The sequence below is a fragment of the Bradyrhizobium sp. 159 genome, assembly GCF_023073795.1.
In the GTDB taxonomy this organism is placed as follows: Bacteria; Pseudomonadota; Alphaproteobacteria; order Rhizobiales; family Xanthobacteraceae; genus Bradyrhizobium.
On record NZ_JADPKE010000072.1, the window covers coordinates 40,164 to 66,878 of the forward strand.

Below are 26,715 nucleotides of genomic sequence, written 5' to 3' on the forward strand. Positions count from 1 at the left end.
CTCACGAATCTCCTCAAACGGACCGCGGTTGGCGCGGTTTGGCGGCCTAATTCCCGTTTCCGAGTACCCATTTGAGGGTCATGGCTTGGTTAATGGGAACTTAAAGAACGGAGGCGTGAGACCCAAAAAGCCAAAATAAGCTGCCCCGCGATCTCACCCTGTTATGGCTTTTTGCCGAAACCCAAAATATAAAACAGGAAAACGACGTCTTATTCTGGGTTCCTATGAAGCGCAGCGATCTCAGCCATACGATCCGCGAGACCCTGAAGCGGCTTCCGCCGCCCTACGATTCTCATTACGGGATCGTCCCGCCGGCACCCCCGGAGGACGGCGTGTTCGTGGGCGGGGCGGTGAAAGCCTTGGAAGCCGCCCAAGCCTCCTTCGGCAAGGTCGACGCCATCGCCGCCCAGATGAAGGACCCCTACATCGTCAGCCGGGTCCTGACCAGACGAGAGGCAGTCAGTTCCTCCTCGATCGAAGGTACCCAGAGCACTCTCGACGAACTGCTTTCCGTCGAAGAGACGGGCGACGACGGCGCCCGGGACGAAGCGCGTCAAGTCCGCAACTACGCCGTTGCCTTGGACGGATTCATCCCTAGAGCCGCCAAGGCCGGCTATAGCGTCTTCACCATGGACCTGATCAAGGACCTCCATCGCGCCGTGATGAAGGACGACCCCGACTATCAGGACGTTCCCGGCGATCTCCGTACGCGCGTCGTGTGGATCGGCGGAAACAAAGACATCGCATATTCCAGCCTGAATCCTCCGCCCCCCGATGACGTGCCCGACTGCCTTGCCCAGACGGTCGACTACCTGCGGAACGAAGGCATGCAGCAGATGACGCAAGGGTTCATCACGCGCATGGCGATCGCGCACACCCATTTCGAGGCGGTACACCCGTTCCGCGATGGCAATGGACGCGTCGGTCGCCTTCTGCTTCCGCTCATGATGGCGGCAGAGAAGCACGTGCCTTTGTACCTTTCGCCTTACATCGAAAGCAAGAAGGGCACGTACTACGCTTCTCTCAAGGACGCTCAACAGCGGCTCGACTGGGAGCCGATCATCACCTTCATGGCCGACGCCGTCACAGGTACCGTCGAAGAGCTCATCCGCACCCGGACGGCACTGTCGGATTTGTCGGGGCGCTGGAGGGAGCGCCGAAAATTCCGAAAGGGATCTGCTGCCATCCGCGCCCTGGACGAACTTCACAACTACCCGGTTGTGACGGCGAAGCGCCTCGGACAACTGCTCGATGTGTCGCCCGCGCAAGTAAATCAGGCCATCGCGCAATTACAGGAAGCCGGCATTCTGCAGGAGAGGACCGGATACGCGCGAAACCGGATCTACGCCGCTCCCGAAGCTCTCGCCATCATCAACCGTCCGTTCGGCGAAGAGCCCATCCTCGCCGAGGTCGATGCGGACGAGGCCGATCTCGACGAGGTCTCGCTTGGCCCGAAGGGCCCGTGATCTCTCGTTAAATGCGGGGGCCGTACTGAAGCGACCGCGAGCGAGCGTCCCCTGGGTCCTCCACCTCATCTCTCCAGGTCAGGGGGCGGTACCGCCGACGCCATAGCCGGCGGCGAAGTCTCAGCTTGTCTGACACGCGTCGCGTCCGCCGGGTGAGCAGGTCCATTTCCAGGTCCACAGCGATCGACGCCAACCGGTACGTTCCCCCGATCATGCGCGCGACCTCCTCGTCCGTGATCGGACGATCCTCTCGATGATCTGCTATCCTTGCGATGCCGACGAACGTGCCAGTATTGGCGTCGATGCAACTGAGAGTGTCCGGGGTGGACGGATCATCGCTCCCGGAGACGACTACATCGCAGTCCCGATAAGGCAGGTTCCGCCTGCAAGCGCCCGATCGTACGGAGGACACGTCGCACTTCCTTTCTCGACGCGCCCAACAGGCGCATCGCCCTCGCTGAGTTTCTTCGTGCGCGGGAGAAGATCCGCGTGTGCTTCGATGGTCGGTCAGCGCAGATGAACGAGGGCCGCCACTGATCGTTACGATTTGAAAGGTCGCGAGGACAGGCGACGACGGCTTCGCTTCATCGGAAAGAATGCGTTGCCTTCGAAAACGGCGGCTTCGACAAATTTCGAAGGATTCGTTGAGGAAGAATCGAACAGCGTCGCGTCGGGATCGCCGGCGGCGTTCCGCCTTAAAGTTCTGGTAGGCAAGCCGAGAGCAAATCGGCAAGGAACGAGGAGGATTTCCGATGCCGGTGCTGGCGGACGAACGGCTTGCGGCGCTAGTGAGGCAGGTGATGCCGGCCCGAGCCCCGCAATGGGTAGTGCAGATCGTCGACGACCATCAAGACGCTTGCGTGATGTTCAACCGAAGCGTTCTGCGGGTCCATCGAAACTGGTCGACCGACGTCCACGACGCCGGGCTGCATTCCGTTCTGGCCTACCATCCGCTGAGTCTGAAGAAGGTGTCGTCGCAGGTTCTCCGCGGTTTGTCGTCGCGTACTGCCGTCGACGTCTGGCAGGCTTGCGCCATCAAGAAAGGCTACAAGGGACGCCTTTCGGAGAAGCGGGGTTTTCTGGCCAGGACCGCGGATGGAGAACTCGCGTTCGCCAGCAACGCGGCGGCGGGCGAACTGGACGCGCTTCGCGAGGTCAAGCGCGCCATCTACGAAAGAGCCCGTCAGGCCCGGTCTCGAGCTCAACGAGACCGAGAGTACCAGGGCTTGATGAGCAGGCGCCTGACGCTCCGGAAATATGATGGCTCTTTCCGTGTCCCGCTTTCGGACTACGAAGGGTGGCTGCCGAAGCAGACCGCGGAAGCGCTGAGGCACTACGGTGATGAAGGCGTCCCGCTTCTGGTGATCGAAGGCGAGGCGTTCGATCTCGTCCCCTCGCTGAATGACGGGCATCTGGCTGACTTGGTCTACCAATTGGACCGCGACGTCCAACGCGCGCAAGCCGAGACGGACGACCGGGCACTAGACCAGTTCTTGGGAAGCTTGGACGAGGGCTAGGGCTAACAATCGGTACACGACGGCGGGCCGGCGATCATCGCCCCAGCAAGATGCACGCGATCATCGCCGGCCTCATCGGCGCCGGCGCCGATCATCGGCGGGACCACCACGACCAGCATGATGATGGACATGTCGATCATCATCCGCCCGGGCATGATCACCGGCGGCATCAGCAGCAGCACCAGCACCACGACAGCCAGCGGCTGCTGGCCGCTTGCGATCAGCGCAAAACCCATTATCCTGTCCACGGCGAAATTTTTGCGGCGTTAATGTTCACCTTCGAGCCCGGCCGCCGATTTCCCCTGATCTGGCATCGATTTACAAAATCGAGTCGTTCTTAAAGCCCGGAATCGAATCGCTCTTATAGCCCGAGCGAGTCGTTCTTAAAGTGGACCGACACACCGAAATAGCGCGCTGGTGGGCCCGGCAGGCCCATCCCAAACTCAAGATATCAATGGCTTGGCGAGAACTGAGACAGCCGGAAATCCCGATATTTCCCGATGTTTGTCTCAGCGTCGTGTCTCACTGAAAAGGAAGCCGGTAACCGAGGCCCGGGCATACTGCCGCCGTTGCCGCGCCAGGCGCGGCGCCGACGGAAAACCAGCGCTCGGCCTTCTGCTGTCGTGGTTGCTTCCGGATGGCCACCATCGGCGCCGCCTTCAGCAACTGTGCTTTCGAGCAAGCCGCAAGCCGAGTAAGCGTCACCGGCTCGAGGACGAGCGGGCTGAGATCGAGGCGAACGGCCACTTCGCGAATACCGAGTGGTGCGAGGTCACTAGCTCCGGCGGCGTTCGATGCTTCGTCACCGCGCAGGCGGCCGAGGCGCCGTGATGCACCACCTGCCGATAGTCCAGCGGGACGACGGGCTGTTCGAGGTCGACCTGGTCGAGCCGCTTGGGCCGTTCGAGACGCGGCAGTTTGCCGAATGCATCGCAGCACTCAGAACATCGTCGCACGCTGCCGCTCGCTCGGTTGGCTGCGGCGGCACAGCAGACACTTCCGTCAATTCAACGAGAGAGGCTGAGCATGACTAACGTAATCGATCTTGAACTCGCTCGCGAGGTGAACCGAGCCGAAGCGGTGGTGCTGAAGGAGCGCGACAAGCGCGCCGATGCGCTTGCGTGGGCGATCCACAGGTTCGCGCGCCGGCAGGCTGTCAAAGGATACACGATTGGCGAAGTGGTGACCGAATTGCGGAACGAGGCGGACGTCATTGACGCCGTCGGCATAGAGGATCTGCCGAAGAACCAAGGGAAATTAGCTTAACCCACAAAAAACCGCCGGCGGGTTGGAGGGCCCACCGGCGTCAAAGGATTAATATGCGTACCAGTACAAAATCACAAAACACCGCGGACATCAAGACATTTGGCAGCGATGAATACGAAGATCGCGATAGCAAGGCTGTACTCGCCCGCAGTCGGCTCGCGGACGCACGCAAATTGTTCGAGCGCCGCTTCTGGAAAGTGCTTCCCCGGAATGAACGAGGAATGCGCATCCTTCGTTGGGGCGCCGATCACGCTTGGCTGGCGGGGCCGACCAACCCGAAACGTTCCGTCCGGCGGTGGTGCCGAAAATGGGCACCGTGGCTGACCGACGGAGAACTCAGTCAGATTGTCGCGAAGACCGAGGTCTCGAACAAGCGTTGGTCCAATGACCAGTGTGCTGCCGTGCTTGAGGTGTCACTGCGCATCAGTCGGCATCTCCGGTTTCGTTTCATCGGTGCCAATGACGACCCAAACTACGAGATCAGGTATGCGCTGAAGCGAGAGGATGCTGCGAAACGATCGCGCAAATACCGCGCCGCCCGCAGCACCGGCGGCAAGCGCGGCAGGCCGGCGCTTAAGCTTTCGGAGGAAGAAAAGCTGAAACGGCAGAGGACGCAGGATGCCAAACGCGCAAGGCGCCATCGTGCGTCACGGAAAAATGCGTCACGCGACATAAGTAATATTAGGACGCGTGACGGATTAAAGCGTGACGTCGAGAGTCGTACAAACAAGGATTTTAATGGACGCGCGCTTGCGCGCGTCGGTCAACAAGCCAAAGACCCCATCGGGTCGATCTCCGGCGTGCTGTCCGATGACCAGTCATTGGCTCGGCAACCGGACGGACCTGACGGTCCGATCCCAGCGCGCGCTTTTTGGGATGAAGATCCCGATGTCACTCTATCGCGGAAGCCAAACAAGACGAGAATCCGTTCGACATTCCGGCTGACGCGCCGTCAACGCGAGATCGCGGCCGAGGAGGGTATCTCGCGGGACTGTGTCCAGAACCTGTTTGATGAGTTCACGCTTTTCCACCTTTCGCAGAGGACCTATTCGACCGATTGGGACGTGAGCTGGCGCAATTGGCTCATCCATGAAATCGAGATTGACGAAAAGCTGGGGGCAATGAACCGCGCCTGGAGGGCTGCATGAACGCTCCTGCCTTGCTGGAACTACAATCCAAGCCAGAGCCCGGCGACAATGAAGGCCGCTCCAACCCCAAGAATAAGGAGGTCGGTCACCAGCCATCGCGGTACGCGCTCGTGGTCCTCAGTCATGGCGCCACTCTGCCAAACGATGGGGCAGGCGGGTGTGAACGAGCTCACACACACATACTTGTGTACCGCTGGTCGGCGCTCCGCACCGCTCTCTACAGCCGCTCGTCGCACCAAGCCGTCCGGGTGCCGGGGGCTGCTGGAGGGCACGCATCAGCGGCAATCGGCATCGTGGAAAGCCCACCCGTGAGCGTCGGATCCATTGGCAAGCTGTTTCTCCACGTCGCGCGCAGCCACCGCACCAGCGGCAGCGCCAGGGGCGGCGAGAAGGCAAATTCGCGCGAAATTTCCAAGGTACCTTTCGGCGGGTCTCGACCGTGCGCGGCGGAACCGTGCTCCATTTCACTATATTGGGGCCGGCCCGCATCAGCCCTTCCGCTTCCGGTTTGAGCAGTAGGAGTACATGGATGACCGCAACCACAGCACGCGAACCAGTTTTCGTTTCCCAAATCGAGCTCGCTCACGACCTGAAGCTGACGGACCGCAGAATTCGTCAACTCGTCGACGAGAGGATCCTGCCCCCGGCGCGCGACGAGGGGCACGACTTGGAGCTGTCGCGCCAACGTTATCGACTATACAGCAGCGGGTCCGAGCGAGATTGGGATCGGTGTTTTGATGAGGCCGAGGACTTGGCCCGGATGGCCGCGCAGCTGAACGAGCGGGCCTTCGAAGACGGTGCAGGCCTGGAAGACGTTCGAGCTGCGAGCAGCGCGATTCAGCGGAGCACAGCGATGATGTCATTTTTGACGGCTGCTAAGTCCAAGTCGCAGTCCGAGCGCGAGCTATTTTGGACAATCTGGGACCGTGAGGAAGGTCAGGCGCTGGGCGCACTTTTTGCGCACGCAATGAAGTTGATGGGAAAGACGCACTTGAGGACCGACGACGGCGACCTGATCGAGGTGGTTTCGCCTGAAGAGCGGGTCGCAAAGAAGCGGAGTCGGCCCAAGCCGAGCAAGAAGCGCGTCCGCGCTAAAGCCTTATCCGGGCGCCGGTGAGGGAGAGTACCCCGACATGACCAGCGCCGACATTGCCGCGCAACTAGATGTTATCGAGGCAGAGATCAGTTCGCTGCGCGCACTGCTGCAGGGAACAGCAATCTGTGCACAGCCTGAACCGCCGAGAAAGCAGCCCGTCGCGGAACGCCGTCCTCGCTGGGAGCTGGCGGCGAAGGCTTTTAAGCGATTTGCATTCGAGCCGCACACCATACGCCGAATTTGCTCAAACCACCCAGAGTGGGCCAAGAGGCTCACGGATGGCGCCTGGTATGTCGATGCCGACTTGTTCGACGAGTTCGCGGCTCGCGTCGAGCGCGGTGAGTGCTCGTTCGCGGTGTCCGCGAAGTCCGCGGTGTCGGTGGCGGAGAACGTCCAGCTTGCGATAACTGTCGATCATCCATCAGTTTACGAAAGCGAGGACGCGAAGTGACGCTGAAGATTCACCGACAACTCGAGCAGGCCCGCGCCGATCTTACAGCGGCAACCGCAGCGCTGACGGTCTTGAACGAGCAGCGGACTGATGCCCTTAAGACGTCTGCAGCGTTCGCGAAATGGCGACTTGCCCACGAGGAAGCAGAACTAGAAATCGAGCGTCTCGCGCTGCTGGTCCAGAAATTGGAGGCCGATCTCGAGCAAGATGCAGCCGATGCCACCGTCGCAGCCAGGGCAGCGCGCCGCGTCGAACTAGAACGGCAATCAAAGGCGCTCGCCAGCCGCATTGCCGAGGAGGGCGCTCAGGCGGCAGCGGTTCTGGTCGCGCTGGCAGAGCAGGCCAAGCTCAATGCCGAGGCAGTCGAGTTGTTCAATCGTAAACTGGGTGACGACGACGCACCTCTGCTATCTGGCGACCACATCGCTCGCTATCGCGCCCCGGCTCCCCGACAGGATCTCGCAGAGGACATCGTTGATTTGTGGACCTTCGAGCAAAACGGCGAGATTGTCGGCGACCCAGACGTCGTAGTTGAGCGGTCGTATGAGCGTGGCTACATCCCATCCCACATGCGCAATATCCAAGTTGTCCGTCGAAGGTTTCGGCAGATCACTTATCTCGAAGCCGGCGAGCGCCAGTATCTCGATCCGTTGGCGATGGTCCTGCGGCTGCCGCGGTTCGATGGCCCCGGCCTGCTGTTCGATCGCGGCCGCGTTGTTGAGCCCGGGAAGCCGCGCGAGTTGATCGAACTCGTCCCCGCCGACGATGCTCTCGCCGAGCCGACAAAGGCCGAGATCGAGGCAGCCTGATGGTTGCGCACGACTACAGTAAATCCATCTACGACTGCCCAGCGTGTCAACGCCTGCAGCAGATCAAGCACGACCTCTCCAAGTCGCCCAGCGAGTGTCCCGGGTGTCTGGAGGAGGCCGCCATACGGGGCGGCTACGCAGCGCACGCAACAACTCCGACCTACAGCGCCAGCGTGCATCACGCCAGTCACCGCTCGCCGGTACCGTCATCCGCTGCCAGCAACGCATCGCACGATCTAATCTCAGTGCGCGCCCGCAAAGCAGCGCACGAGGCGGGGCAGCGGATGCGGAGCGAGCAGGCCGCAAAGCTGAAGATTGCTGAATCGTGGAACGAGGTTATCCGCGACTTGAACCGACTGAATCAATCGCCGCCGGCGGGCACATCTTGAAACCGCCGGCGTCTGGCGCCGCGCGGTTGTCAGACGCCGCGCGGCGCCACGAATTCAATAGGAAACGGTTAAATGTCAAAGACGATTACCGCTACCGCAGTTATTCAGGCGTCGGACAAAACCGGGTCGACGCTCGACAAGATCGCGTCAAAGTTCAAGTCGGTCGAGAAGAACGCGAAGGCGCTTGAGGGCATCAAGCGGTTGAAGTTTACGGGCGATATGTTCGAGGAGTTGAGAAGACTTCAGTTATCCGAGAAGCAACTGCAGGGCGTGCGCAAAGAGTTCGCGCTGTTTAACGATACGCTGAAGCAGGGCCGGCCAAAGGCTGATCATTATTTTCGCGCGATCCACGAATGGCAAGGCAAGACGGTCGACCACTGGCGAAACATCAAGGCTGGTGTCGACGAGGCCGAGAAGGCACATAAGAAGTTCTTCGCTAGCGCAGCATCTAGTGCGGCACGTTTCGGCCTGCACGCCGCAGGACTCGTAGGCGGCGGCTATATGGCCGGTCACGCGGTCAGGGCAACCGTCAAGACGGCTGGCGCACAGAACCGTGCAGCAGTCCGCTATGAACAGATGGGCCTGAGCGATACCCAGCTCGGTGAAGCCAACATCCTCGCCGATAGCCTGTCAGCGAAGTACCCGACCATTTCCAGGGCCGACGTTCTCGACGATCTCCGAAAGAACGCATCGCGCCTCGGAAGTTTCGACCGGGCCAAGGAGATCGCGGACACATACGCGCGCGCGCGGATATCCAACAGGATATCCGGCGGTGACGAGCACGAACTGGAGCAGGTCGTCCGAGCGCTGGAAGGTGCTGGTAAGGCGAACAGCGCTGCCGACTTCGCATCCGGCATGAACATGTGGTCCAAGGCGAAGGCGGCCAACCCGGACTATACCGGCGAGCAATTCCGGTCGGACCTGTCGGCGGCATCCTCGGCCAAGTACGGATTGTCCAAGGATTACATGGAGAATGTTTTCCCGATCCTGGCATCGCACACCTCCGGTTTTGGCAACAAATTGGCGACGGGGCTTTCGGCGCTGGTCGGTGGCCGCATGACGAAAAAGGTCAAAGGCGAGCTCAGTGAGAGCGGGCTGCTCGATAAGAACGGCAAGCTCGTCGATACTGAAGGTTACATCTCAAATAATTACGAGTGGACGCAAAAGCACATCAAGCCGCTACTGGAAAAGCAAGGCGTCCATTTCGGCGAGCACATGAGCGAGGAGGACAAGGGCACGACCGTCAAATGGCTGCAAGGTCATTTCTCGGCCCGTAACGCCGCCGACCTCATGGCTACGAACCTGATCGACGAGTCGCTCGTAGAGCGGGCCCGCGGACGCAAGACGACGGGGCTGGAGGGCGTTCCTGATCTGCAGGCAAAGGACGCGGCGCTGGCGCTTGAGGGATTGAAGACGCAAGCGCTGGATCTCGGCGGCGCATTTATGGGTCTCGAAACCATAACCAGCGCGATGAATACAGTGGCGGGCGACTTCGCGAACTATGCCACGTTCATGCGCACCGGGAAGATGCCGGAGTCGTCGCCCGGCCTGCACGCGGTCCAGAATTGGTGGAACACGCCAACGGATGAGCGCAACCGCCGTGAAAATATGGAAGCGCAGCGCCGGGACCTCGGCTCCAAGCTGGATTCGTGGGCGATCGGCGATGAGGCAAGGGGGCGTCTCAGAATACGCCAGTTCGATCTCCAGCGCGCGATCGATCAGTCCAATGACCTGGCAACGATGCCACCGGTCGTTACCAAGGAAGAGCTCGCGGCGGCAGCGAAGCGCTCGGGACTTGGTGGCGGTGGGCCGATCATCCCGATGCCGACCGCGGACCCTCGAAAGTCTGCCATGCCACCGGTGCAGTCGCTCGAGGGAGCTAACGTACAGGCCGCGCTTACCGGGTCTGCCGAAGTGCACGGTGAGGTCAAGAACATCATCGAGGTGAAGGCGTCTCAGTATTTTGAGGCCTTGGTCCAGGGCGCGCAGAACGCGATCAAGCTGGCCGGGCAGTATACCGCCAACGGCGTCGGCTCGACAGGCAAATCAAGCCCCGATGCCGCGGCGCCGGCAACGCCGCACGTCGGCTCGGCTGGCAATTCGCCGCTGTGACGATGTGGAGACGACGACGAAATCTCGAGGACCGCGTGAAGTCTCTCGAAGATCGGCTCGACCGCGTGGCAATCCGTCAGATAGTTGGCGAAGTGATGCTGTCGACATCCCTCGGCCTGGTATTGCGTTCGGTGCCCGATGCCTTGCGCAGGGAGTTGATGCGGGAGTTGCGCGCGAACGTTCATGTTGACGCCAGCGCACCCGACTCGGGCGATGCAGAGCGCTTTGTGCTTGAAACGGAAGAACGTTTTGACCGGCTTCTGGACCAGATCGAACACCTGTCGAGGACGAAATGAACGGCGGTACTTTGAAATTATTCAACGACCTGAAGGGCTATGGTTTCATCAAGCCCGACGACGGCGGCGGCGATGTTTTCGTTCACGCCAAAGCCTTCAAGGAGCTTGGCATTATTCCAGAGGTGCGGATGCGCCTCCAGTACGAACCTTGGCCGACGCGAGACGGCCGCCGACGGGCCGGGCGGTTGCTCCCTCCGCATCGAGATAGTGACGGAGCATAACAAATGCGTTTTGGTGTTGGCGTCCGCTTTCCCATTCCAGGCTCGCTCGCGCTTGTCGGCAAGGCGTTCTCCCGCAGTCGGGTGAAGGCCGCCTCCGGCGGCACGACGCCATTGTCCGGCAAGGCCACCGCACGCTGGTCGTGGACGTCCGGGCTGGGGAGCGTCCCGGTCATCACCTCGACCTCATTCACGCTTGGCACCAACCCCGGCTTCGACGCGCTCATTGGGCACGTCGACGCCACCAACAGCCCGACCTCCTACGCGATCACCGCCGGGAATCCGTCGGGCTTCTTCGCCATCTATTCCAGCGGCAACATGCGCACCGGCCTCTCGGCGGCGCCCCCCGACAACATCTATAATCTGACGATCACCGCATCGAACAGCTTCGGCACCAGCCCGCCGAAGGCGATTACCGTGACCGTCGGCGCTGCGCCGGTTGTTGCCAATTTCTCTTTCGCCCTTTCGATACCGGCGGCGGCCGGGACCACCGTCGGCACCGTGTCCGCGGCCGGCGGCACCCCGACGGGTTGGTCCATCACTGCGGGCAATTCCGCCGGATACTTCGCGATCGACAATTCCGGCCTCATCACCGTCACCTCGGCAGGCGCGTCGGGCCTGACGGCGCAGGCCTACAGCCTGACGGTGCAAGCCACCAATGCACTCGGCAGCAACACCGGGATCGTCAGCATCACGGCGTCGAGCGGCGTCAGCTCTGGTGATGGAGCAGCGAATGCTCCGACCGGAACGGCGCAATTCCCGAACTTGTTGAGCGGCATGGCAGTGCGACCGCCCTGGAATGTTGCTGGTGTTGACTATCGCACCGGCATCAACAGCGGCGTCACGCTGAAAGACCCGGCGACCATCAGCATGTCTGGCGTCAGCGTCGACACGGGTTCGCGCATAGTCACTATTCTCGGCGATAACGTAACGATCAATGGATACGACTTCAGCATGGGAGGTGGTTGGTACCTCAATGTCGGAAGCGTGAGCCAAATTGGTGGAAACAACGCCACCATCACCAACTGTAAGTTCCGATACAACACTATGTGGATCAGGAACCAGCCCGGTGCCGGCAATCCAGGAACGACGATCCGCTACTGCGAGTTTGACGGCGGCGTTACGAGCGCAGACACGAATGCCCCAGAGTTCCTGATAGACTACAGGGCGAACGGGGATCACATCTTCGAGTACAACTGGATTCACAATGTCGCGTGCGACATCTTCAGTATCTCGTCGTACTACAACGACGGCACCATCTCGAAGTGGACCTGCAGGTACAACGTCTGGAACGACACCGGATACAATTCGTCCCTAGGCTGGCATCCAGATTGGGTGCAGACCTATGGCGGCGCAATTATCGAGATTGATTTTTCGTACAACACTTGCGCCGAGATCAGTGGCGGCGGGGCCGTGCAGGGCGTCTGCGGCGATCCTGGTGGTCCGTGGTACGGAGGAACGATTGATCACAACACGTTCTTCGTTTCGGACACGCAGCACATCAATTTCTACGTGTCGCCGTACACACCAGGAAGCCAGTTGATCGACATCCATCACAATTACGCAAGACTCAAGGGTGGCGGTTTCCCGAATTCTGTCGTGTTCAACTACGCTGCCTCAGGGCCTGACGGAAATTTCCACGACAACGTCAACATGGTGACAGGTACTACCTTCACCTTCTGGAGCGATGGGGGCACACCGCCATGACCATTTCCTGTGGCGCGGTGAAGGGTTGTGGCGAGGTAGGACAGTGGCTCTAGCATTAGATGGTTCAATTCACGCGGTTGGCTCCGGCTCTTCGCTGGCAGCAGGAACGCTGACGACGTCGAGCGGCAACGTGGTCGTTCTGATCGCGATCGAGATCAACGGCGGCCCGGTCTCCAGCGTTACCGACACCGGGGGCCACACCTGGCAGCGGCGCACCACCGCCGGCGCAGACCCGTTCATCATCGAGCTGTGGTGGACGACGTCCGTTGCCGCATTCAACAACGCCATCACGGTCAGCCTCGGGGCAGGGGACAGCAGCTTCATCACGGCGACGGCCTGGGGCATCAGCGGGGCGGACACGTCCACCCCATTCGACCCCAACGGAGCCCTGCCGTACACAGGGACTTCGGGCGCGCGGTCCATTACCACGTCCAACGCCAACGACTTCCTGATCCACTGCGCGCGTCTGAACACCGGCAATGGAACGCCGGCCACGGGCTGGACGGAAATTCAGGACAACGCGGACTTCATGATCGTCCAGTACAAGATCGTTAGCGCGACCCAGAGCGCACTCAGCGTCGATACGGGCGGTGAAACGAACAACGGCTCCACTGCCGACGCGGTCCAGCAGGCCGGCGCCCCGGTGGACAATCTGATGCCGCAGATCTGGATGTGAGGCCTATCGTTTGGCGGGCGGTCTTCGCCCTGCCAGCACACCCCCGGGCGCCGGCGGATGTAACCGCGCCCGGGGGCGGACCTTAGCTGATGTCTCCGCTCTAGACCCCTTGTTTTGCAGGGGCTGCGAAGGCCCGCTCGACGTTTGGGCTACGTGGGTAGCCGCCGCATTCAAAAGCACGGTTTTAGGTGGGGGGTTATATGGACGCGATCGAATTGCTGGCAGTACGGAATCGCTGGGAAACTCCCGAACTCGCCGCCGAAGTCCGCGATATCCTCGATGCACTCGAAGCCGCACCCGCCGACGCCGAGGTGCTTGCCGCGTTTCAGAGAACTCTATATCGGCGCAAATATTTCGATCACGACGCCCGCGGGCAGATCATCCTGGCATGTCGCTGCATCTTCGAATCTGAGGGCAACGCGGACGCATTTCGCCAGCCATTCGTCAGCGCGGTCTTGTCTGTGGTCGGCAAAGAGGAGTTCGCGGACCGCGGCTTGGAGCTGATCGAGGCGTTCGACCAAATCAAACTGACCGCCATTATCGAGACTATGCGCTCGCTGGAGTACTTCAGGCTGAGCGATGTCCAGAGCGTCCTCGGCGAGATCGTCCGCAACAAGGTGCGTCGCATCCTTTGCCCGCCGCAGTCCGAGCCGGCAAAGCTGTCCAGCAAGAAAGAGCGGCGCCGGAAGGTCGTTGAGCAGAGGATTGAGCTAGGCCGCAAGCTGGCGGCATTGCGAGACATGACGCCGAGCAACAAGGCATTTGGTTGCGCCGTTCGCAAACACTTCGATCTTCACGATTCCCAGCTTGTCGCTGAGATGATGCGCGTGGCCCGGCTATACGGGGATCGCCCGGAGATGTTCAACGCCGATTGGCGCGCTTTGATACAGTTGTCGTCTTCGGCGACGTCACAGACACTTCGCCGGAAGCTCGAGGCCAAAATCTTGGCTGGCGAGCGCGTCAACGGCGCCGAGATCATCCGCGCTCGCCGCTCGCTGGGCAGGCGCAAGCTAGGAAATGGGTCTGAATAGCGGTCCAGCGATACAGTGGAATTGCTGCCGCTAAAAGGACGAATGACGGCCCGCCGATGATCTCGGCGCCCGGCGGCCGTCTCACTAGTCTCGAAATAGAACGCTTTGCGGCCAAGGCTAGATCAAATTAAACAAAGATAACGCGAGGAGCGTGACTAGGATCATCAACGCCGAGATGGCCGCGCTGAGGAGGACGTCCCGCATTATCGTAGCCTGATGGCTCAACTGAGCAGCACTAGGAGAAACATCACGGGCACCGTCGAGCTTGGTCCTGGCATGTTCCCAGTTTTAAGACGCGATTACGGAGCGTTAGTGGCTCCGAGGACCCGTAGACATGCGGTTGAGGATCAGAGTTGACCATGAAAATGCGCCGAAGCAAGTGCGATTGCGATCGCGACGATAAAGCCGATGATCATCGGCCAGTTAGTGCTGTCATCATCTGCCATGGAGATCCCTTCGTTCAGCCCACGCCGTAATCCCAGACAAGCATCAGCCCGGCGAAATCACGAGTACGGCGATCACCAAAGCCAAGCGTATTTCATGTCATGGCGGCGCGTGGTGTCATTTAGCCTGCTATGGCGTCTCATGGCTGGGGGCGACTCTGGACCCAAACGCATGTGAACAGCAGCGTCACAACACCGAGCAGAAAAGTACCCGCGCTAATCTCGGTGTGTTTCTTCTCTAGGGCGTCCATCTATCGTTCTCTTCGCGGTAAGCTTGCTCGTTAAGCGGTCCGCAATCTCCTCTGCCACAGGCTCGCTTTCCGCCTCCGCAAGGGGTTTACCCTCGTTGGTCTTGACGGTCGTCTTGTCCGACTCGACTGGAAAGTCGTTCGGATGTATCGCAGGTTTTGGCATCGCTATTCCTCACACTGAGGGGCTGCCCACCAGCTCGAACGCAGGCTCTAGTTCGTCCCTGGTTTGTCTCAGCACGCTGGCCGCGAGCTGCGGGTCGGCGGAGCCGCTGTCGACAAGGCTCGCATGCCAGGTCGTTCCTGCCCCGACGATCTGAACCGGCGTGATCGCGATCTCCTTCACGAACTCGCAGCCCTGATGTGCTTGGACGGCGGCGAGCACCTTGACCGTCAGTTCCTCATGAGTAGTCGCAACTTTGCACATCGAATGACCTCAAGTGCGAAGTGAATGCTTTAATCAACGACGGAACGCCCGCTGGGGTTTCGCGGCGCGCGCGCCCGAGGTCTTGATTTCTTGCAGGTGCAGCTTGAGGCGAGGGACGGCAATTCAAATGTCGAGAAGCTTACCCCCCGGAGAAGCCGAAGATGGTGTTGGCGACGAAGTTTTCGCTGGGTATCAGATGCACTGCATCCTGTGAAAATCGGCACTTGCCGCCCGGCCAACTCCCCGTCCGTCTGGCGGTCATGAAGCCAAAGGGACGGGGAGCCAGGTGCGACGGGGCGGCCGCCGCACGCTAATGCTAAAAAGGCCACGTGACAGCTGGATGAAAAGGCGGCGGCAACCTATGGAAGCTTCCATATCCAATGGCTTTGGACATTGGCGCGACTTGGTCTGAACGACGGTGCCGAATAGCGGTAGGGAATGCAGCAGTTGATGCGAAGGGTTATAGTCGCACCGCAATTCAGCCACGGAGATCGAGCCATCGCCATGCGCCACGCCTCCCTGTTGCAAGCTCTTACCACAGCCGGTCTGTTCCTAGGATCCAGCCTCATCTCAGATGCATCCGCCGCGACGGCCGGCCAGGCCTTGGCCGTCTCCGTCGACAATTTCGATTATATCGACACGTCGAATGAGCCCACTGATCAGACGGCCGTGCATGAAAAGCGATTGCGGGCTTTTATGACCGCGCTGCGGATCGAGGTCACGGCAGACCGGCGTTTTGAGCTCGTGCCCTCCTCCTGCGCACCAAATTGTCCGACCGACGGACCGGCGTTGCGCGATCGGCTGCGCGCGGCGTCACAGGCCGGCACGCAGATCCTGATCATCGGCATCGTTCACAAGCTAAGCACGCTGGTGCAGACTGTGCGGATTGCTGCCATCGATACAACAGCCCAGCGCGTCGTGTTCAGAAAGTACTTCCAGTTCCGCGGTGACAATGACGAGGCATGGCAGCGGGCGGAGCGCTTTGTATCGGAGGAGGTCCGCGAGCGGCTGCTTGAAAGCAGAGCGCAGCAATAGGCCGCGCATCTGCAATGCGGGTCACAACCAGGAATACTCTGGTCGAGCAGAGAATGTCTGCTTAGACCCCAATACGACGCCCGGTGGAACATTGAGCTGCGGGGGCCGTCATGAAGCGCCGGCGCCGAATGCATGACGACCGGCAGCGGCTGGCGGCTCACGCCAGAAGGCTGAGGCGGTAAAGCCTTCCTAAAGAGATACGCCGCCGGGCTCGAAATACATTGTCCCGGCGCTCCTAAGTTGATTTTGGAGTGTCCTAATTCGCTTTTCAGCCGCTTGGATCATGGTATAATGGTTCCCTTCAGGGAACGACTGCCATGGATTACCGCGCTTACATCCTTGATGGTGATGGGCGCATCACCGGCGTGCACGAGCTGGATTGCGCCAACGACCAAGAAGCCAAAGAGAAGGCGGCTCAATTCCTGGATGGGCACGACCTCGAAGTCTGGCACCGAGAGCGGCGCGTCGCGCGATTGAAGCACCATACAAGGCAGTAAGGCCCCGTCAGTGGCCTACTTTGATTTGCGCAGCGGCCTAATCTGCTGCCGTAATCTTACGGTCTTGAAGTTGTACCGATCCAGGACACAACTGCACCATGGCCATTTGCGAGAAAACGCAGTTGATCCCCAAGTTTCCAATCCAAGAAGAGTGGGACAAAATTGAAGCTGACTTGCTTGATCATTGCGGTAAAAACGATTTGATTCTCGATTTAATTGCAATGTTCTCTGACCTCCTCAACCGGATCCGCGCCAAGTAAGGCCGCCTCAGTTGGCGGCCTGGATGGTTCACGCTGGCGGGCTGGATTAAGCGCCCCGCGTCAGTGTTAGTCCAGTATGGTCGAAATGATCCTGATACTGGCAACCAGCGGCACAGCATTGTGCGCGGCGATCGTCGCCGCATTCGAGATCAAGGCAGCGATGGATCGTAGACGCCTGAGAAGGTAACGCCCCTCAGGTGGGTTCACGGCTGGCGGGGTCAAAAGCAAGGGCCGCTGCTCTGGAACAGCGGCCCTACCGGGTTATAATAAATCCGGGATGAAAGGCGCCAGCCCCGGTGAAGGGATGGTCAATTGCGGGCGATGTTCCCGCATCATCAAATGTGAATCCCATGGCATTTTGCTAGGAACGACCCCGGGCATCCGGGGGCTGGCCTGCGGACGCACCAGGGCCGCCCGACGCACCACGTACGCGGCGCGCCGCTGATATCGTCGCCCTCGACACGTAGAGGCGGCGTCTCAAATGATATGCAACCAGATTAAATTCGACCGTGCGAGTTCTGCGGGGTGATCCCGATCAGCCGGAGTTCATAGCTCCCACGCGATCCGCTGGATGGCATGGGCGCGGCGTTTACCGGTTAGGAACAACCTTCACTGGCCGATTGTCGGGAAGAGTCGCGCGGCCGCCCTCAGGCTTCAGCCTCCGCCCGGCGCCTGGGCACGCTCACGCGCTCCCTGGGCGTGGATATTCGCGCCCATGACACTCGCAAAGCAATTAGGACAGTTTGTTTTGTGACAGTGAGAGGGCAATGAGTGGCGCAGCGTAGAGTACGCGCTGCTGGCGAGGGCCTCAGCTGGTCAGCCCCGGGCTGGGGCCTTTCGTTTTCAGAAGCAAAAACGCCGCCCGCTTGAATGGATCGGGCGGCGACTTTCCAGCCCCGGGGCCATTGAGTCCGCGATGACGGCGGGCCGGTTCTTAAGCTCAGGTGAGCGGCCTCTTTCGTTCCTGGGCGCTGGCCCTGTTTCCGACACTAGTGGCCTAGTTGAAAGCACTTGTGGCTTGGCTTAGGTTCCGGTAGTGAACACACGCTGTTCTCCGGCCGTGAACAAGACCGGAAGGAACGCGACCGTTCGCCGCGTAGCGTCTGTACACTTTGACCTTCCTACTTTTTCCGGTCGTACTATCTTGCTCCCATGGATCGCGAACGGGAAAAGCGGGTATTGGAAAAGCGTCTAGAGCGCTGCCGGAAGCTCGCCGAAGACTTCCGCGAGGGGCCAACCGCTCAGCACATCAAAGAGCTCGAAGCCGAGCTACTGGATGATATCCACGCGCTAGAACAGCAGTAAGGCCGCCCCAGTTCGGGCCTGGTGCACCCCGTGGGCGTTCAATGCACTGTTGGTTCTTCTTCGACTTCTTGGCCGTGTAGGTGAGAGATCACCTCGCCCAAGTCGCGCATATCCAGCATCTTTCCGCAGATCGGGCAGCGGATGAAATGGTCCCGTTCGGTCTGCGGCTGCCAGCCTTCAGGTTTGCCGTCATCCGTCATAACTCCCGCTCCATGGCAGGATGGCTGCGGTTCTTCACCTTGATCCAGTGCTTCTGCCGGCCGCCGCGATACGGCCGATCGCGATGCTTGGACACCAAGCCCTCAAGGCCCATGCGGCACGCAGCGCGATACAAGTCAGGTCCGATCTCGCCGCGCTCGAAAGGAGGACGGTGATGCCGTCCGGTCGTCGCGCCAGTAGCCGCTCCAGTTTTGTCTTCCGCAAATGCAGCGGCAAATCGCGTAGGTCGTCGCCACCAAGAGTCAGCACATCGAAAGCGTAGAGCTGGACTTCATGGTCGTGCTTGCGCGAGTGCAGGGCATTGAAATCAGAGATGCCGTCGATGCCGAGGATCACGGCTTCACCATCGACGACGAAGTGCTTCTCTCGGTTCTTCAGCGCCGCCTCGGCGATCCAAGGATAGCGCTTCGTCCAGTCGGTCCCGTTGCGGGAGAGTAGACGCACGCGCTTGTCCTCCCGAATGACCAGCATTCGGTAGCCATCGTGCTTTACTTCGTGAATCCAGTCCGGCCCTGAGGGCACTTGCTTGGCGGCGGTGGCCAGGCAGAGCTCGTACGCCATACGCATGGGCGAAAGATAAGGAATTTCGGAGCTTTTTACGAGTCGGGAACAACTGGCAACCTCGCGAATTGCTTGTCTGCTCCGGTATCCCCGAGCCTCCCGTGAATCCGGAGCATCCCATTCGGCCCCGGCGGCGCCCTGCTGGGGCCGCCCTTTGTGGCAGGCTCATGCAGGTGTGGGCGGGAAGGCTTCATTTCTGATTCGCAAATTGGGGTGGCCTGCCGCTCGCGAAATCCGGCCTGACGTCGGCGCCCCGGTGGCCGCATCCGCCGCAAACGAAACGGGGCTCGACATCGGACAGGCGAACATCGTCTGGCCAGCGATCAGCGTTGAGCGCAACGTGATGGCCGCAATGGCAATAGACCAGGACGCCGCGCAGGCCCATCTCACGCATCTCGCGGAAGGTGATCTTCACAGGTCGGCCGTCAACGTGCGTCGGTGTGTGGCGTCGAGCAGAGCGAGGCATGCCGCCATCAAAGCAGCATCGCAAGTACCTCGCAAATTATCAATCCTTTGGGTCTCATCCGTCGCGTGAGCTACTGCCGCTCGTAGGTGCGACGGACTCAAAATGCCCCCCGGCGGGCGAATGCGTTCTCGCCTCGAGCGGAGGGCGCCGCGATGATCAACGGTATTGTTTGCTGGTGTGACGTAAATTCATACCGTTTTCAATGCAGCATCCTGCAGAACTTGGGTGTGTATACGTTAGTCGATTGTCACAGTGCTTTCCAATTCTCACCAACTTTGCTGGTCAAGAAACGAGAGCAAACAAAGAGCATCGGACACGTTGTGGCCATCAAGAACGTCGTTATTCCCTTGGAAGTCGAGTATCTACAGAAGGCAGCAAAGGAACGTGGAATCTCCCGCTCCAAGCTTGTGCGATTTGTAATGGAAAAGGTTGTGAACGACGAACTCGTTCCTGCGATCCTGGGTAAAGACGACTTGTCGAACGTTGAATCGCCGTCGCAAAGGTATCGACGCTTTCGGAATCCATAGGGCGGATCTTCCTCGAAGCGAGGGCAGTCGATATCGTTGGCAACAACGTTACCGAGGCGATCGATCATGCGCTGCACGAGGTGCAGGCCGCGCGGCGTGATCTCACCATAACTGGCTTCTGCATGCGGCAGGCAGAAGCGCTTCGCAGAATAGATCGAGCCAAAGCCAACCTTGCTGATCTGGTGCAGTCCCGGAATCATCAAGTTGTCGGGAAGAACAGTATTGCCAAGGTGCTGAAGCGAACAGAACGGCGATTAGAGCTGTGAGGAGGCTCACAGTGCTTCCCCAAGCGCCAAGCACCTCCAGCGGCCCCGGCCTCCCACAACGCCCAGGTAGGGCGCGTCACTTTCAATAGGAACTGCCGCCTCGCCACGGGTATTTCTGGCTGCACATCGGGCCAGGTCTTTGGAGGCGTACAACGGCAATCTCGACCGTGGTCGGCTGGCTCGCCCTGGGCCTGGTCGCCGCCGTGCTCGCGGCGGGCCTTCGCCGTGCACGCGGCGATGCCAGCGGCTGCGTCTCCGAGCCTCCCGGGGCCAGCGTTACTCTGGCTGCCCCCTTTCTAAGGCAACTGCGGGATGGCGGCTCAGAAAAATTTAATATATTATTTATTTAATAATTAATATCGGGGCCTTAATTGTAGCCTGAGACTTGGCCTAGAATTTGGGCATCTCCCTCAGTCACGCATCTCGGGATAATCTGCAAGGACTCGGGTGGCATGGATCGAGATCACCTTGACGCGATGTCCATTGATGAATTGTGGGCGCTGCACACCGCAGTGGGGCAGGTCCTAGCTGTCAAGCTGATCACAGCAAAGCGCGACCTTGAAGAGCGCCTTAATCAGCTCGGCCGGAGAGCAGACTGGAAGCATCCGAGGAAGCACTAAGGCAGAGCCGTCGGCGTGAGTGTTATAATTCGTGATTAATTTGAATTAACTTAATTTATGCTTTTTGAGTCACGGCGTGATTTATTGTTGCCTCACTTCTAACAAAAGCGCGGCGCGGCCTTCCCACCCCATTTCCCTTGCGCCCGCTCGGAAGGCTCGGCCATGACTGGTCTCCATCATTTCCAGAATTCCCCAGCGTCAATGCGATCGGCCGCTCCCTTCGAATGGGCCAACTTGCCCGAGGCGGGCAATCGCGGCGGTCGAGCGGATGCCGCCGCTGTTCTTCGGTTCCGCTTCGAAGCGCTCGCTGCTCAGATTGCTGAATTGAAAGCAATTCGCGAACGCGTTCTTGAGGCTGAGCAGAAGATCGCCTCTTCTGTCTCCGCTCCCTGACGAGGCGCTCTGAAATACCTGCTTTCATAGGGCTGCGGAGGCAGAACGAACATTCCAGGCTAGGGTGGTAGCCCCCGGCATGAATGGCGGAAATCGCTCCCATACAGGGTTGCGGTTCCTGGGCCTTGCGGTCAGTGACCAGGGGGACGATGCCTACGCCGTGGACGAGCGACGCTGTCGGTGTCCGAGGCTCGGGGCGGTGACCACCTGTAGGGGCCCAGGAGCCCGCCGGAAATGGCGAGAAGGGCGCCGGCAAGCCCGATTCACGTCGTTATCAGACAAGGTCGAGGTGGCCTACCGCCGCGGCGACATGAGGGAGAAGCGGCGGCGGATGATGGCCGACTGGGCAGACTACTGCGAGAGCCCGCCTGCCGAGAGGAGCGACAACGTGGTGCCCGATGCAAGCCTGCTAGCGGCGGTCGAACTCTGATTTGGGTATAGCTCGCTTCATATACTGGTCGAAGAGAGGAACCGTGAAAGCAGTGTCTCCGTGCGAGGGCGAATAGATCATCCCCTTTTTTATAAGGCTGCTGCGAGTTGGCGCAACACTTGTTGTCTTCACCTTGAGTAAATGAGCAATGTCGCCGGAACGCTGAATGCCGCTTCCAAGTTCAGCCAGCGCGCGCATGTACTTGCGTTCGGAGGGCGTGCAACGGTCGAAGCGAACCTTGAAAAATCCCTCGTCCAAAACCGCGATGGCGTTGTTGTGGGCCTCGACAACGTCCTTCGCTCGAATCTGAGATCCTTGGGCTACATTCCAAGCTTCGTGAGCCCACTGTTGCAAGAAATAAGGATAGCGCTCCGTGAGGTTCAAAATCTGATGCACCGCAGCTTTTTCGAACGACACTCCTTCATCCCGCGCTGGGTTTACGATCGCGTTAATGGCGTCCTTCTCGTCAAGAGCACCGATCTCAGGAAACTTAAATAGGCGCTCGGCGTATGACTTTGATGTGCCGGCTAAGCCAAGGATCTGTGGCAAACCTGCACCGATCAAAATTACCGGCAAACTATTCTGGTTGAGTTTGTGGATCGACATGATGAGAGCGCTGAACTCGCTATCTGTGAGATATTGCAGTTCGTCGAGGAGGAGAGCTACAGGCCGCTTCGCCGCTTTTGCAGCATGACCGATCGCCAACATCAGGTCGGGAAGGTCTGATTCGATGTCCCCGCTATCCGCGGCCCCTAATTCGGGCGAAATGGTGAGGCCGAGCTCCACATCATGGATTTTCATCTTTACGGTGTTTAGGAAACTGCGAAACACGCGCAGGCCGCGGCGACCTAATTCCTTCGCGCTCTCCATCGCGCTCAATGTGAGCAAGACTTTCCGCAGTCCAGGAGCCAAAAGTTCGGGCAGGGTCTTCCCTTCGTGGGCCTCGACGGAAACGGTGTGAAATCCCTCCTTCTCGGCCAGTTCGTTGATCTTCACGAGAAGGACTGTTTTGCCGACACCTCGCAGGCCCACAAGAATCGGGCTTTGAGTGGGTCTGCCTACTTGGGTGCGTCGAAGCGCCACCGTGGCTTCGTTGATCAATTCGGAACGCCCCGCGAGCTCAGGAGGCGGAGTTCCCGCCCCGGGGGCGTAAGGGTTCCGTACTGGATCCATATTAAGTTATCCAATTATAGTTAGATCTCACTATAAACGTATAAACTGCCTAGCAACATCCGCGCAAGGGGGCGCCGATCAGGCCGAAAAGATCTCGATGATCTGCTTGGGAGCGAGCCGGCCGCTGTCGAGCCGATCGCGGATTGGCAAATAGATGCTCAGCATCTTTCGGTATCGCGGGAGAGATGTTTGCGTGTGCGAATTGTTCGTGGCGCCGGGAAGATCCTTGAAGCGCTTGAGATGTTTGATCAAGTAACTCGCGACGCGATAATGATCGTCGTGGTTGCCATCAAAACCAGGAAACTTGTCGAGGCCGTGCGCGGAGTACCCAAGTTCAGTGCGGACCTGCTTTTGCTCTGCTTCGGGCAGTTGCTGGAAGTGAAACATCGTCAGGCTGAACATCTCAAGGATATCGACCGTCTCTTGAACGACCGGAGGCGTTTCATCCGTTCGCTCGAACGGAATGCCGGAAAATTGCCAATCGAACCCCCATAGCTGGTTAGCGTAGATCGTCTGCGCAACGATTGGGATCGATGTCCGGCTCGCCTCCCAAACGTTTCGAAATGTCGGTCAACATCAGGATGATCAGTTTCTCACCGTCACTCATCTTCACGGCACTAACTCCTTTCAATGAATTGATGAAGCAAATCGCGGCAGGGACGAGCGCGAGCTCCTATTCAAACCTCTTTCGGAAGATTGGGAGCCGCATGCCTGCCGATTCGCCGAATTGTCGAACCATGACACGTACAACGAGTGGCGACGGCAGAAAACGCGCTTATCCCACCTATTCACAGGGTCTACCGGAGGGGAGCGCGAAGGGAGCGGCGCATCGGCAAGAAGCCGTGGATTGCCGCGATCGATCCTTTGACCCGCCGCCCCTCAGGAGTCTGCCTTGCCGCTCGATGAGGCGAGATCACGAGCGGCGAGTTCCAACTCGAGATCGGTTATCCGCTCGAATATGACGTTTGCAATTTTTTCCACTTCATCGTCCGTCAACGATCGGATGCCGATCGAGGTAAGTTCGTCTCTTAGGATTTTCGCTACAATCGCTTTGGCACTCATATGGGTCGCGTCCTAAAACGACCATCCAAGCGCAACCCCAGCGTGAGCGCAAGGGAATGCTATCTACGGTGCCGGCAGCTTTTTTGCTTCGTGCGCCTGTCCCATCAAGGAGCGAACCGTTGCACCGCTGCTGGCAGCGCTCTCGGCGCCAGTTGCGACCCGCTCTGGAGTGCACTTCGTCGACGGAGGATTTCCACATTGGCGAGCGAGAGCTTCCCAGCCGACGCACTTCCCGGCCTGATTGCGATAACCTGGTCCGCCGTTGTCGCCGCAAGCCGCAGCCGCTCCCTGAGCGCTGAAGACACTCAACGCTGAGAGAACCAAGATCATTCGCGGAAAAAGAGACATGGTCGCATCTCACAGGCGGCACTAAAGTTGGCACGGCCAAACAGCCACCTTCTCAGGATTATCATTTTGGCCGTTCAACTCGCGATCCGACAAACTGGATGATCTCTTGAGCAGAATAAACGCCTTGGGGCGGGGGACCCGGAGGCAGTTTCAGCACGCGCACATAGACATCTTGGCCCGGTCTGATCACGGTGTCGACGCTGCCGGGCGAGGTGGTCGTGAAGGCCTGATTGCCAACGAAAGTTGTATTGCTCGTTCCAGGAGTCACGATCGTGGAGGCCCGACTTGCATCGGCCGCGCTGATGATCTGGAAGTGGGTTCCGCCAGCCGCTTGCGTGGTCTCTGCGGCTTTCAAAAGAACATAGTCCTGCACTGTAGCAGCGTTCGTATAGGCGTTGCCTCGCGACTGAATGCGCCATGTGTCAGCAGTCATCTGCTGCGCCGCGACGCCGCCTGTAAATCCCATCTCTTGATATTTTGTGCCGCAGCCCGCTAACGCGAGACATAGCATGGCAATTGCAACAAAACGCATTCTGCGCCCCCCGAGATGCATCCAAGCTCAACCATCGCGCGAGATCAATAGGTCGTTCGCCGAACTGGTAAAAGTACGGAGCCTTGTCCACGGGCAGACGCCGAGGCGCCCCCGAAGATTTTTTACGCCCTATTGCCTCGACTGCTTGCGTCTTTTAGTGCAGCAGGCTCGATCGTCAGTCTCGGTCGAACGCAGGATGATGCCACTGAAAGTCCGCGACGCGCATCACGTTCTCAGTGTCAATGTTTTTCCAGTTCACGGTGCTCGCGTTCTGCCGCGAAAATCTAACGACCATGGACTTCTCAACTGATTCATTCCCCTTAATATCCCTAAAGGTACCCATGCCGGTAAGCGTCACTTCTTTAATGTTAGGGAATTTGGTGAAGAGCCCAGGGACGATATCCTTTACGTGTTTTTGGAAGATGGTCTTCACCCAGCCCTTGGTCAGCGCCCAAGGGTCCATTGAAAATTGCACCTTGAGTACGTCGCCGACCACTTCGCCCTTCACCTCAGCGCGGGGTTGGGCGATCATCGCGCGGACATATTCAACCGGATCTGTCGCATTTTCGGCACGTATAGCTGGCTGAGCAGGTGAGGCGTTATAGGAATTTCCGAATAAGACTGCGAGGCCAATGATGGCCAGACAAAACACTAAAAACCTCATAGGTGAGCCTCCTAGTAATTTGAAATCGTCCAATAAATTGAGCGCCTGCGATCGGTGTGCCGAGGCTTGTGATCAGAACCGGAATGGCGGCCATCGTGTCCTCTCGAGCTGCTGTGGTCCCCCGGATCTTATTGCCCGCTCGGCTATTTTCCCTTCGCCTTGAGGCCGAGTTCTACCAAGCGGCGGATGGCATTAGATCGAGTGGAGTCATTCGCGGCCGCCCACGCCTCCACTTCAGCAATTAACTCTTTTGGCATCCGCGCCGCGATATGCGGATCCCTGCCGCCAGAGGGCGGTCTGCCCCGCCTTTTCGGTGCAACCTTTATTGACTTCGCCATGATTGTGGTTGTACCGTAAGTGCAAGCCGAGGGGAAGCTTGCACCTTCCGCCTCGGCTCTAACCCGAGCCACACAGGAGTGGAAATCCCATGACTCGAGCTGATCGCGTGCATAGCACGCCACCCCTAAACTCGTCCTCAAACAAGGTTGCCAGGACGACGACCGTTGATCCCGTCGAGACATCTCGACGCCAATTCCTTGCCCAAGCCGCGGCTGTCACCGCTGGAGGAGTTGCCCTTGGTGCGGCACTTCCGCTGCCCGGATCGGCTTCAGCCGCTGGGCTGGCACCCGATCCGATATTTGCTGCGATCGAGGCCCACAAGGCTGCCTATGCCGCCTATGGAGCTGCGATAGACCACAACGGGGCGGTTGCGGACAGTCTTCCGGTGGACAAGCGCCGCTCAAATGCCAACCGCTGGGATGAGGAGATTTACGAGACCGATGATCCGCGCTGGATCGAGTCCGAACGCGAGGTGATGCGAACGTGCCTGGAGGCCGATCGCATCGCGATCGAATTGTTAAGCATTATGCCCACTACCATGGCCGGACTGATTGCGATCGTTGAGTATGCCGTTGTGCACGATGTCGACGGCATACATTGGCCCGATTGCCTGGATGACGACGAGACCACGAGCAGGCAGCGGTCCTGGCAGCACTTCTTCCTTCAGAACGTCGTCCTCCAGGCTCTGCAGGAAGGGGTTGTCGCATGAGAACCCAGC

At 59.4% G+C, this 26,715-nt stretch carries 31 protein-coding genes; 19 read left to right on the plus strand and 12 right to left on the minus strand.

The features are described from left to right. Window positions 1-224: 224 nt before the first annotated feature. Both IVA96_RS20365 and IVA96_RS20370 read left to right on the plus strand, forming a co-directional pair. Window positions 225-1,466, plus strand: coding sequence for a Fic/DOC family N-terminal domain-containing protein (locus IVA96_RS20365; protein ID WP_247418854.1), 1,242 nt, complete (start codon window positions 225-227; stop codon window positions 1,464-1,466). Window positions 1,467-2,218: 752 nt separating this feature from the next. Continuing rightward, window positions 2,219-2,983, plus strand: a complete 765-nt coding sequence (locus IVA96_RS20370; protein WP_247418856.1) for a hypothetical protein — start codon at window positions 2,219-2,221, stop codon at window positions 2,981-2,983. A gap of 2 nt (window positions 2,984-2,985) precedes the next feature. Here IVA96_RS20370 and IVA96_RS20375 read toward each other — a convergent pair whose 3' ends face one another. Beyond that, on the minus strand, window positions 2,986-3,219 hold the full coding sequence (locus tag IVA96_RS20375) for a hypothetical protein (protein ID WP_247418858.1): 234 nt from the start codon (window positions 3,217-3,219) through the stop codon (window positions 2,986-2,988). Window positions 3,220-3,684: 465 nt separating this feature from the next. Next, on the minus strand, window positions 3,685-3,939 hold the full coding sequence (locus IVA96_RS20380; protein ID WP_247418860.1) for a hypothetical protein: 255 nt from the start codon (window positions 3,937-3,939) through the stop codon (window positions 3,685-3,687). Between the two features lie 70 nt (window positions 3,940-4,009). On the opposite strand from IVA96_RS20380, the gene IVA96_RS20385 reads away from it, so the two are divergent. The 12 genes from IVA96_RS20385 (at window position 4,010) to IVA96_RS20440 (ending at window position 14,182) form a co-directional block, all read left to right on the plus strand. Next, window positions 4,010-4,249, plus strand: coding sequence for a hypothetical protein (locus IVA96_RS20385; RefSeq protein WP_247418867.1), 240 nt, complete (start codon window positions 4,010-4,012; stop codon window positions 4,247-4,249). A gap of 53 nt (window positions 4,250-4,302) precedes the next feature. Further along, complete coding sequence (locus tag IVA96_RS20390; RefSeq protein ID WP_247418868.1) at window positions 4,303-5,397, plus strand: hypothetical protein; 1,095 nt, start codon at window positions 4,303-4,305, stop codon at window positions 5,395-5,397. 529 nt (window positions 5,398-5,926) lie between these two features. After that, on the plus strand, window positions 5,927-6,514 hold the full coding sequence (locus IVA96_RS20395) for a hypothetical protein (protein WP_247418870.1): 588 nt from the start codon (window positions 5,927-5,929) through the stop codon (window positions 6,512-6,514). 16 nt (window positions 6,515-6,530) lie between these two features. Then, window positions 6,531-6,944, plus strand: a complete 414-nt coding sequence (locus IVA96_RS20400; RefSeq protein ID WP_247418872.1) for a hypothetical protein — start codon at window positions 6,531-6,533, stop codon at window positions 6,942-6,944. Further along, window positions 6,941-7,753, plus strand: coding sequence for a hypothetical protein (locus IVA96_RS20405; RefSeq protein ID WP_247418874.1), 813 nt, complete (start codon window positions 6,941-6,943; stop codon window positions 7,751-7,753). The genes IVA96_RS20400 and IVA96_RS20405 overlap by 4 nt, the downstream gene beginning before the upstream one ends. Further along, window positions 7,753-8,142 carry a hypothetical protein gene (locus IVA96_RS20410; protein ID WP_247418875.1) on the plus strand — a complete coding sequence of 130 codons (390 nt, stop codon included), beginning with the start codon at window positions 7,753-7,755 and terminating at the stop codon, window positions 8,140-8,142. The genes IVA96_RS20405 and IVA96_RS20410 overlap by 1 nt, the downstream gene beginning before the upstream one ends. A 72-nt stretch (window positions 8,143-8,214) precedes the next feature. Further along, the gene (locus IVA96_RS20415; protein ID WP_247418877.1) at window positions 8,215-10,254 is read left to right on the plus strand and encodes a hypothetical protein; all 2,040 of its coding nucleotides are present in this window, start codon (window positions 8,215-8,217) and stop codon (window positions 10,252-10,254) included. Between the two features lie 35 nt (window positions 10,255-10,289). Continuing rightward, window positions 10,290-10,550, plus strand: coding sequence for a hypothetical protein (locus tag IVA96_RS20420; RefSeq protein ID WP_247418879.1), 261 nt, complete (start codon window positions 10,290-10,292; stop codon window positions 10,548-10,550). Continuing rightward, on the plus strand, window positions 10,547-10,771 hold the full coding sequence (locus IVA96_RS20425; protein WP_247418881.1) for a cold shock domain-containing protein: 225 nt from the start codon (window positions 10,547-10,549) through the stop codon (window positions 10,769-10,771). The genes IVA96_RS20420 and IVA96_RS20425 overlap by 4 nt, the downstream gene beginning before the upstream one ends. A gap of 3 nt (window positions 10,772-10,774) precedes the next feature. After that, window positions 10,775-12,475, plus strand: a complete 1,701-nt coding sequence (locus IVA96_RS20430; RefSeq protein ID WP_247418883.1) for a cadherin repeat domain-containing protein — start codon at window positions 10,775-10,777, stop codon at window positions 12,473-12,475. Between the two features lie 130 nt (window positions 12,476-12,605). After that, a complete protein-coding gene (locus IVA96_RS20435; protein ID WP_247418884.1) occupies window positions 12,606-13,151 on the plus strand; it encodes a hypothetical protein in 546 nt (181 codons plus the stop codon). Between the two features lie 200 nt (window positions 13,152-13,351). After that, entirely contained in the window at window positions 13,352-14,182 is an 831-nt protein-coding gene (locus IVA96_RS20440; protein ID WP_247418886.1) for a hypothetical protein, read from the plus strand. A gap of 866 nt (window positions 14,183-15,048) precedes the next feature. On the opposite strand, the gene IVA96_RS20445 is transcribed toward IVA96_RS20440, so the two are convergent. Further along, window positions 15,049-15,300, minus strand: coding sequence for a hypothetical protein (locus IVA96_RS20445; protein WP_247418887.1), 252 nt, complete (start codon window positions 15,298-15,300; stop codon window positions 15,049-15,051). A gap of 438 nt (window positions 15,301-15,738) precedes the next feature. Here IVA96_RS20445 and IVA96_RS20450 point away from each other — a divergent pair, with 438 nt between their 5' ends. The 3 genes from IVA96_RS20450 to IVA96_RS20460 all read left to right on the plus strand — a co-directional run bounded on the left by IVA96_RS20450 (window position 15,739) and on the right by IVA96_RS20460 (window position 17,092). Further along, entirely contained in the window at window positions 15,739-16,335 is a 597-nt protein-coding gene (locus tag IVA96_RS20450; protein ID WP_247418896.1) for a DUF2380 domain-containing protein, read from the plus strand. A 317-nt stretch (window positions 16,336-16,652) separates the two neighbouring features. Beyond that, window positions 16,653-16,832 carry a hypothetical protein gene (locus IVA96_RS20455; RefSeq protein WP_247418898.1) on the plus strand — a complete coding sequence of 60 codons (180 nt, stop codon included), beginning with the start codon at window positions 16,653-16,655 and terminating at the stop codon, window positions 16,830-16,832. Between the two features lie 98 nt (window positions 16,833-16,930). Beyond that, a complete protein-coding gene (locus IVA96_RS20460) occupies window positions 16,931-17,092 on the plus strand; it encodes a hypothetical protein (RefSeq protein ID WP_247418901.1) in 162 nt (53 codons plus the stop codon). A 1,343-nt stretch (window positions 17,093-18,435) separates the two neighbouring features. On the opposite strand, the gene IVA96_RS20465 is transcribed toward IVA96_RS20460, so the two are convergent. The 4 genes from IVA96_RS20465 to IVA96_RS20480 form a co-directional block, all read right to left on the minus strand. Next, a complete protein-coding gene (locus IVA96_RS20465) occupies window positions 18,436-18,597 on the minus strand; it encodes a hypothetical protein (RefSeq protein WP_247418903.1) in 162 nt (53 codons plus the stop codon). Between the two features lie 34 nt (window positions 18,598-18,631). Continuing rightward, window positions 18,632-19,177 carry a DNA ligase gene (locus tag IVA96_RS20470; RefSeq protein WP_346347902.1) on the minus strand — a complete coding sequence of 182 codons (546 nt, stop codon included), beginning with the start codon at window positions 19,175-19,177 and terminating at the stop codon, window positions 18,632-18,634. Window positions 19,178-19,367: 190 nt separating this feature from the next. After that, window positions 19,368-19,643, minus strand: coding sequence for a hypothetical protein (locus tag IVA96_RS20475; RefSeq protein WP_247418904.1), 276 nt, complete (start codon window positions 19,641-19,643; stop codon window positions 19,368-19,370). A 247-nt stretch (window positions 19,644-19,890) separates the two neighbouring features. Then, window positions 19,891-20,370: a hypothetical protein gene (locus IVA96_RS20480; protein WP_247418906.1), complete on the minus strand. Its 480-nt coding sequence runs from the start codon at window positions 20,368-20,370 to the stop codon at window positions 19,891-19,893. A gap of 848 nt (window positions 20,371-21,218) precedes the next feature. Between IVA96_RS20480 and IVA96_RS20485 the strand changes: the two genes are divergently transcribed. Next, complete coding sequence (locus tag IVA96_RS20485; protein ID WP_247418909.1) at window positions 21,219-21,449, plus strand: hypothetical protein; 231 nt, start codon at window positions 21,219-21,221, stop codon at window positions 21,447-21,449. Window positions 21,450-21,858: 409 nt separating this feature from the next. On the opposite strand, the gene IVA96_RS20490 is transcribed toward IVA96_RS20485, so the two are convergent. From IVA96_RS20490 to IVA96_RS20510, 5 genes are all read right to left on the minus strand, one after another. Beyond that, window positions 21,859-23,052 carry an AAA family ATPase gene (locus IVA96_RS20490; protein WP_256465486.1) on the minus strand — a complete coding sequence of 398 codons (1,194 nt, stop codon included), beginning with the start codon at window positions 23,050-23,052 and terminating at the stop codon, window positions 21,859-21,861. 78 nt (window positions 23,053-23,130) lie between these two features. Beyond that, window positions 23,131-23,583 (minus strand): YfbU family protein, encoded by a 453-nt coding sequence (locus IVA96_RS20495; protein WP_346347903.1) that lies wholly within the window; start codon window positions 23,581-23,583, stop codon window positions 23,131-23,133. Between the two features lie 348 nt (window positions 23,584-23,931). Further along, window positions 23,932-24,114, minus strand: coding sequence for a hypothetical protein (locus IVA96_RS20500; protein ID WP_247418915.1), 183 nt, complete (start codon window positions 24,112-24,114; stop codon window positions 23,932-23,934). A 409-nt stretch (window positions 24,115-24,523) separates the two neighbouring features. Further along, the gene (locus IVA96_RS20505) at window positions 24,524-24,994 is read right to left on the minus strand and encodes a hypothetical protein (RefSeq protein WP_247418916.1); all 471 of its coding nucleotides are present in this window, start codon (window positions 24,992-24,994) and stop codon (window positions 24,524-24,526) included. Window positions 24,995-25,169: 175 nt separating this feature from the next. Continuing rightward, entirely contained in the window at window positions 25,170-25,658 is a 489-nt protein-coding gene (locus tag IVA96_RS20510) for a hypothetical protein (protein ID WP_247418918.1), read from the minus strand. 427 nt (window positions 25,659-26,085) lie between these two features. Here IVA96_RS20510 and IVA96_RS20515 point away from each other — a divergent pair, with 427 nt between their 5' ends. After that, window positions 26,086-26,706, plus strand: a complete 621-nt coding sequence (locus IVA96_RS20515) for a twin-arginine translocation signal domain-containing protein (RefSeq protein ID WP_247418919.1) — start codon at window positions 26,086-26,088, stop codon at window positions 26,704-26,706. Window positions 26,707-26,715 lie beyond the last annotated feature (9 nt).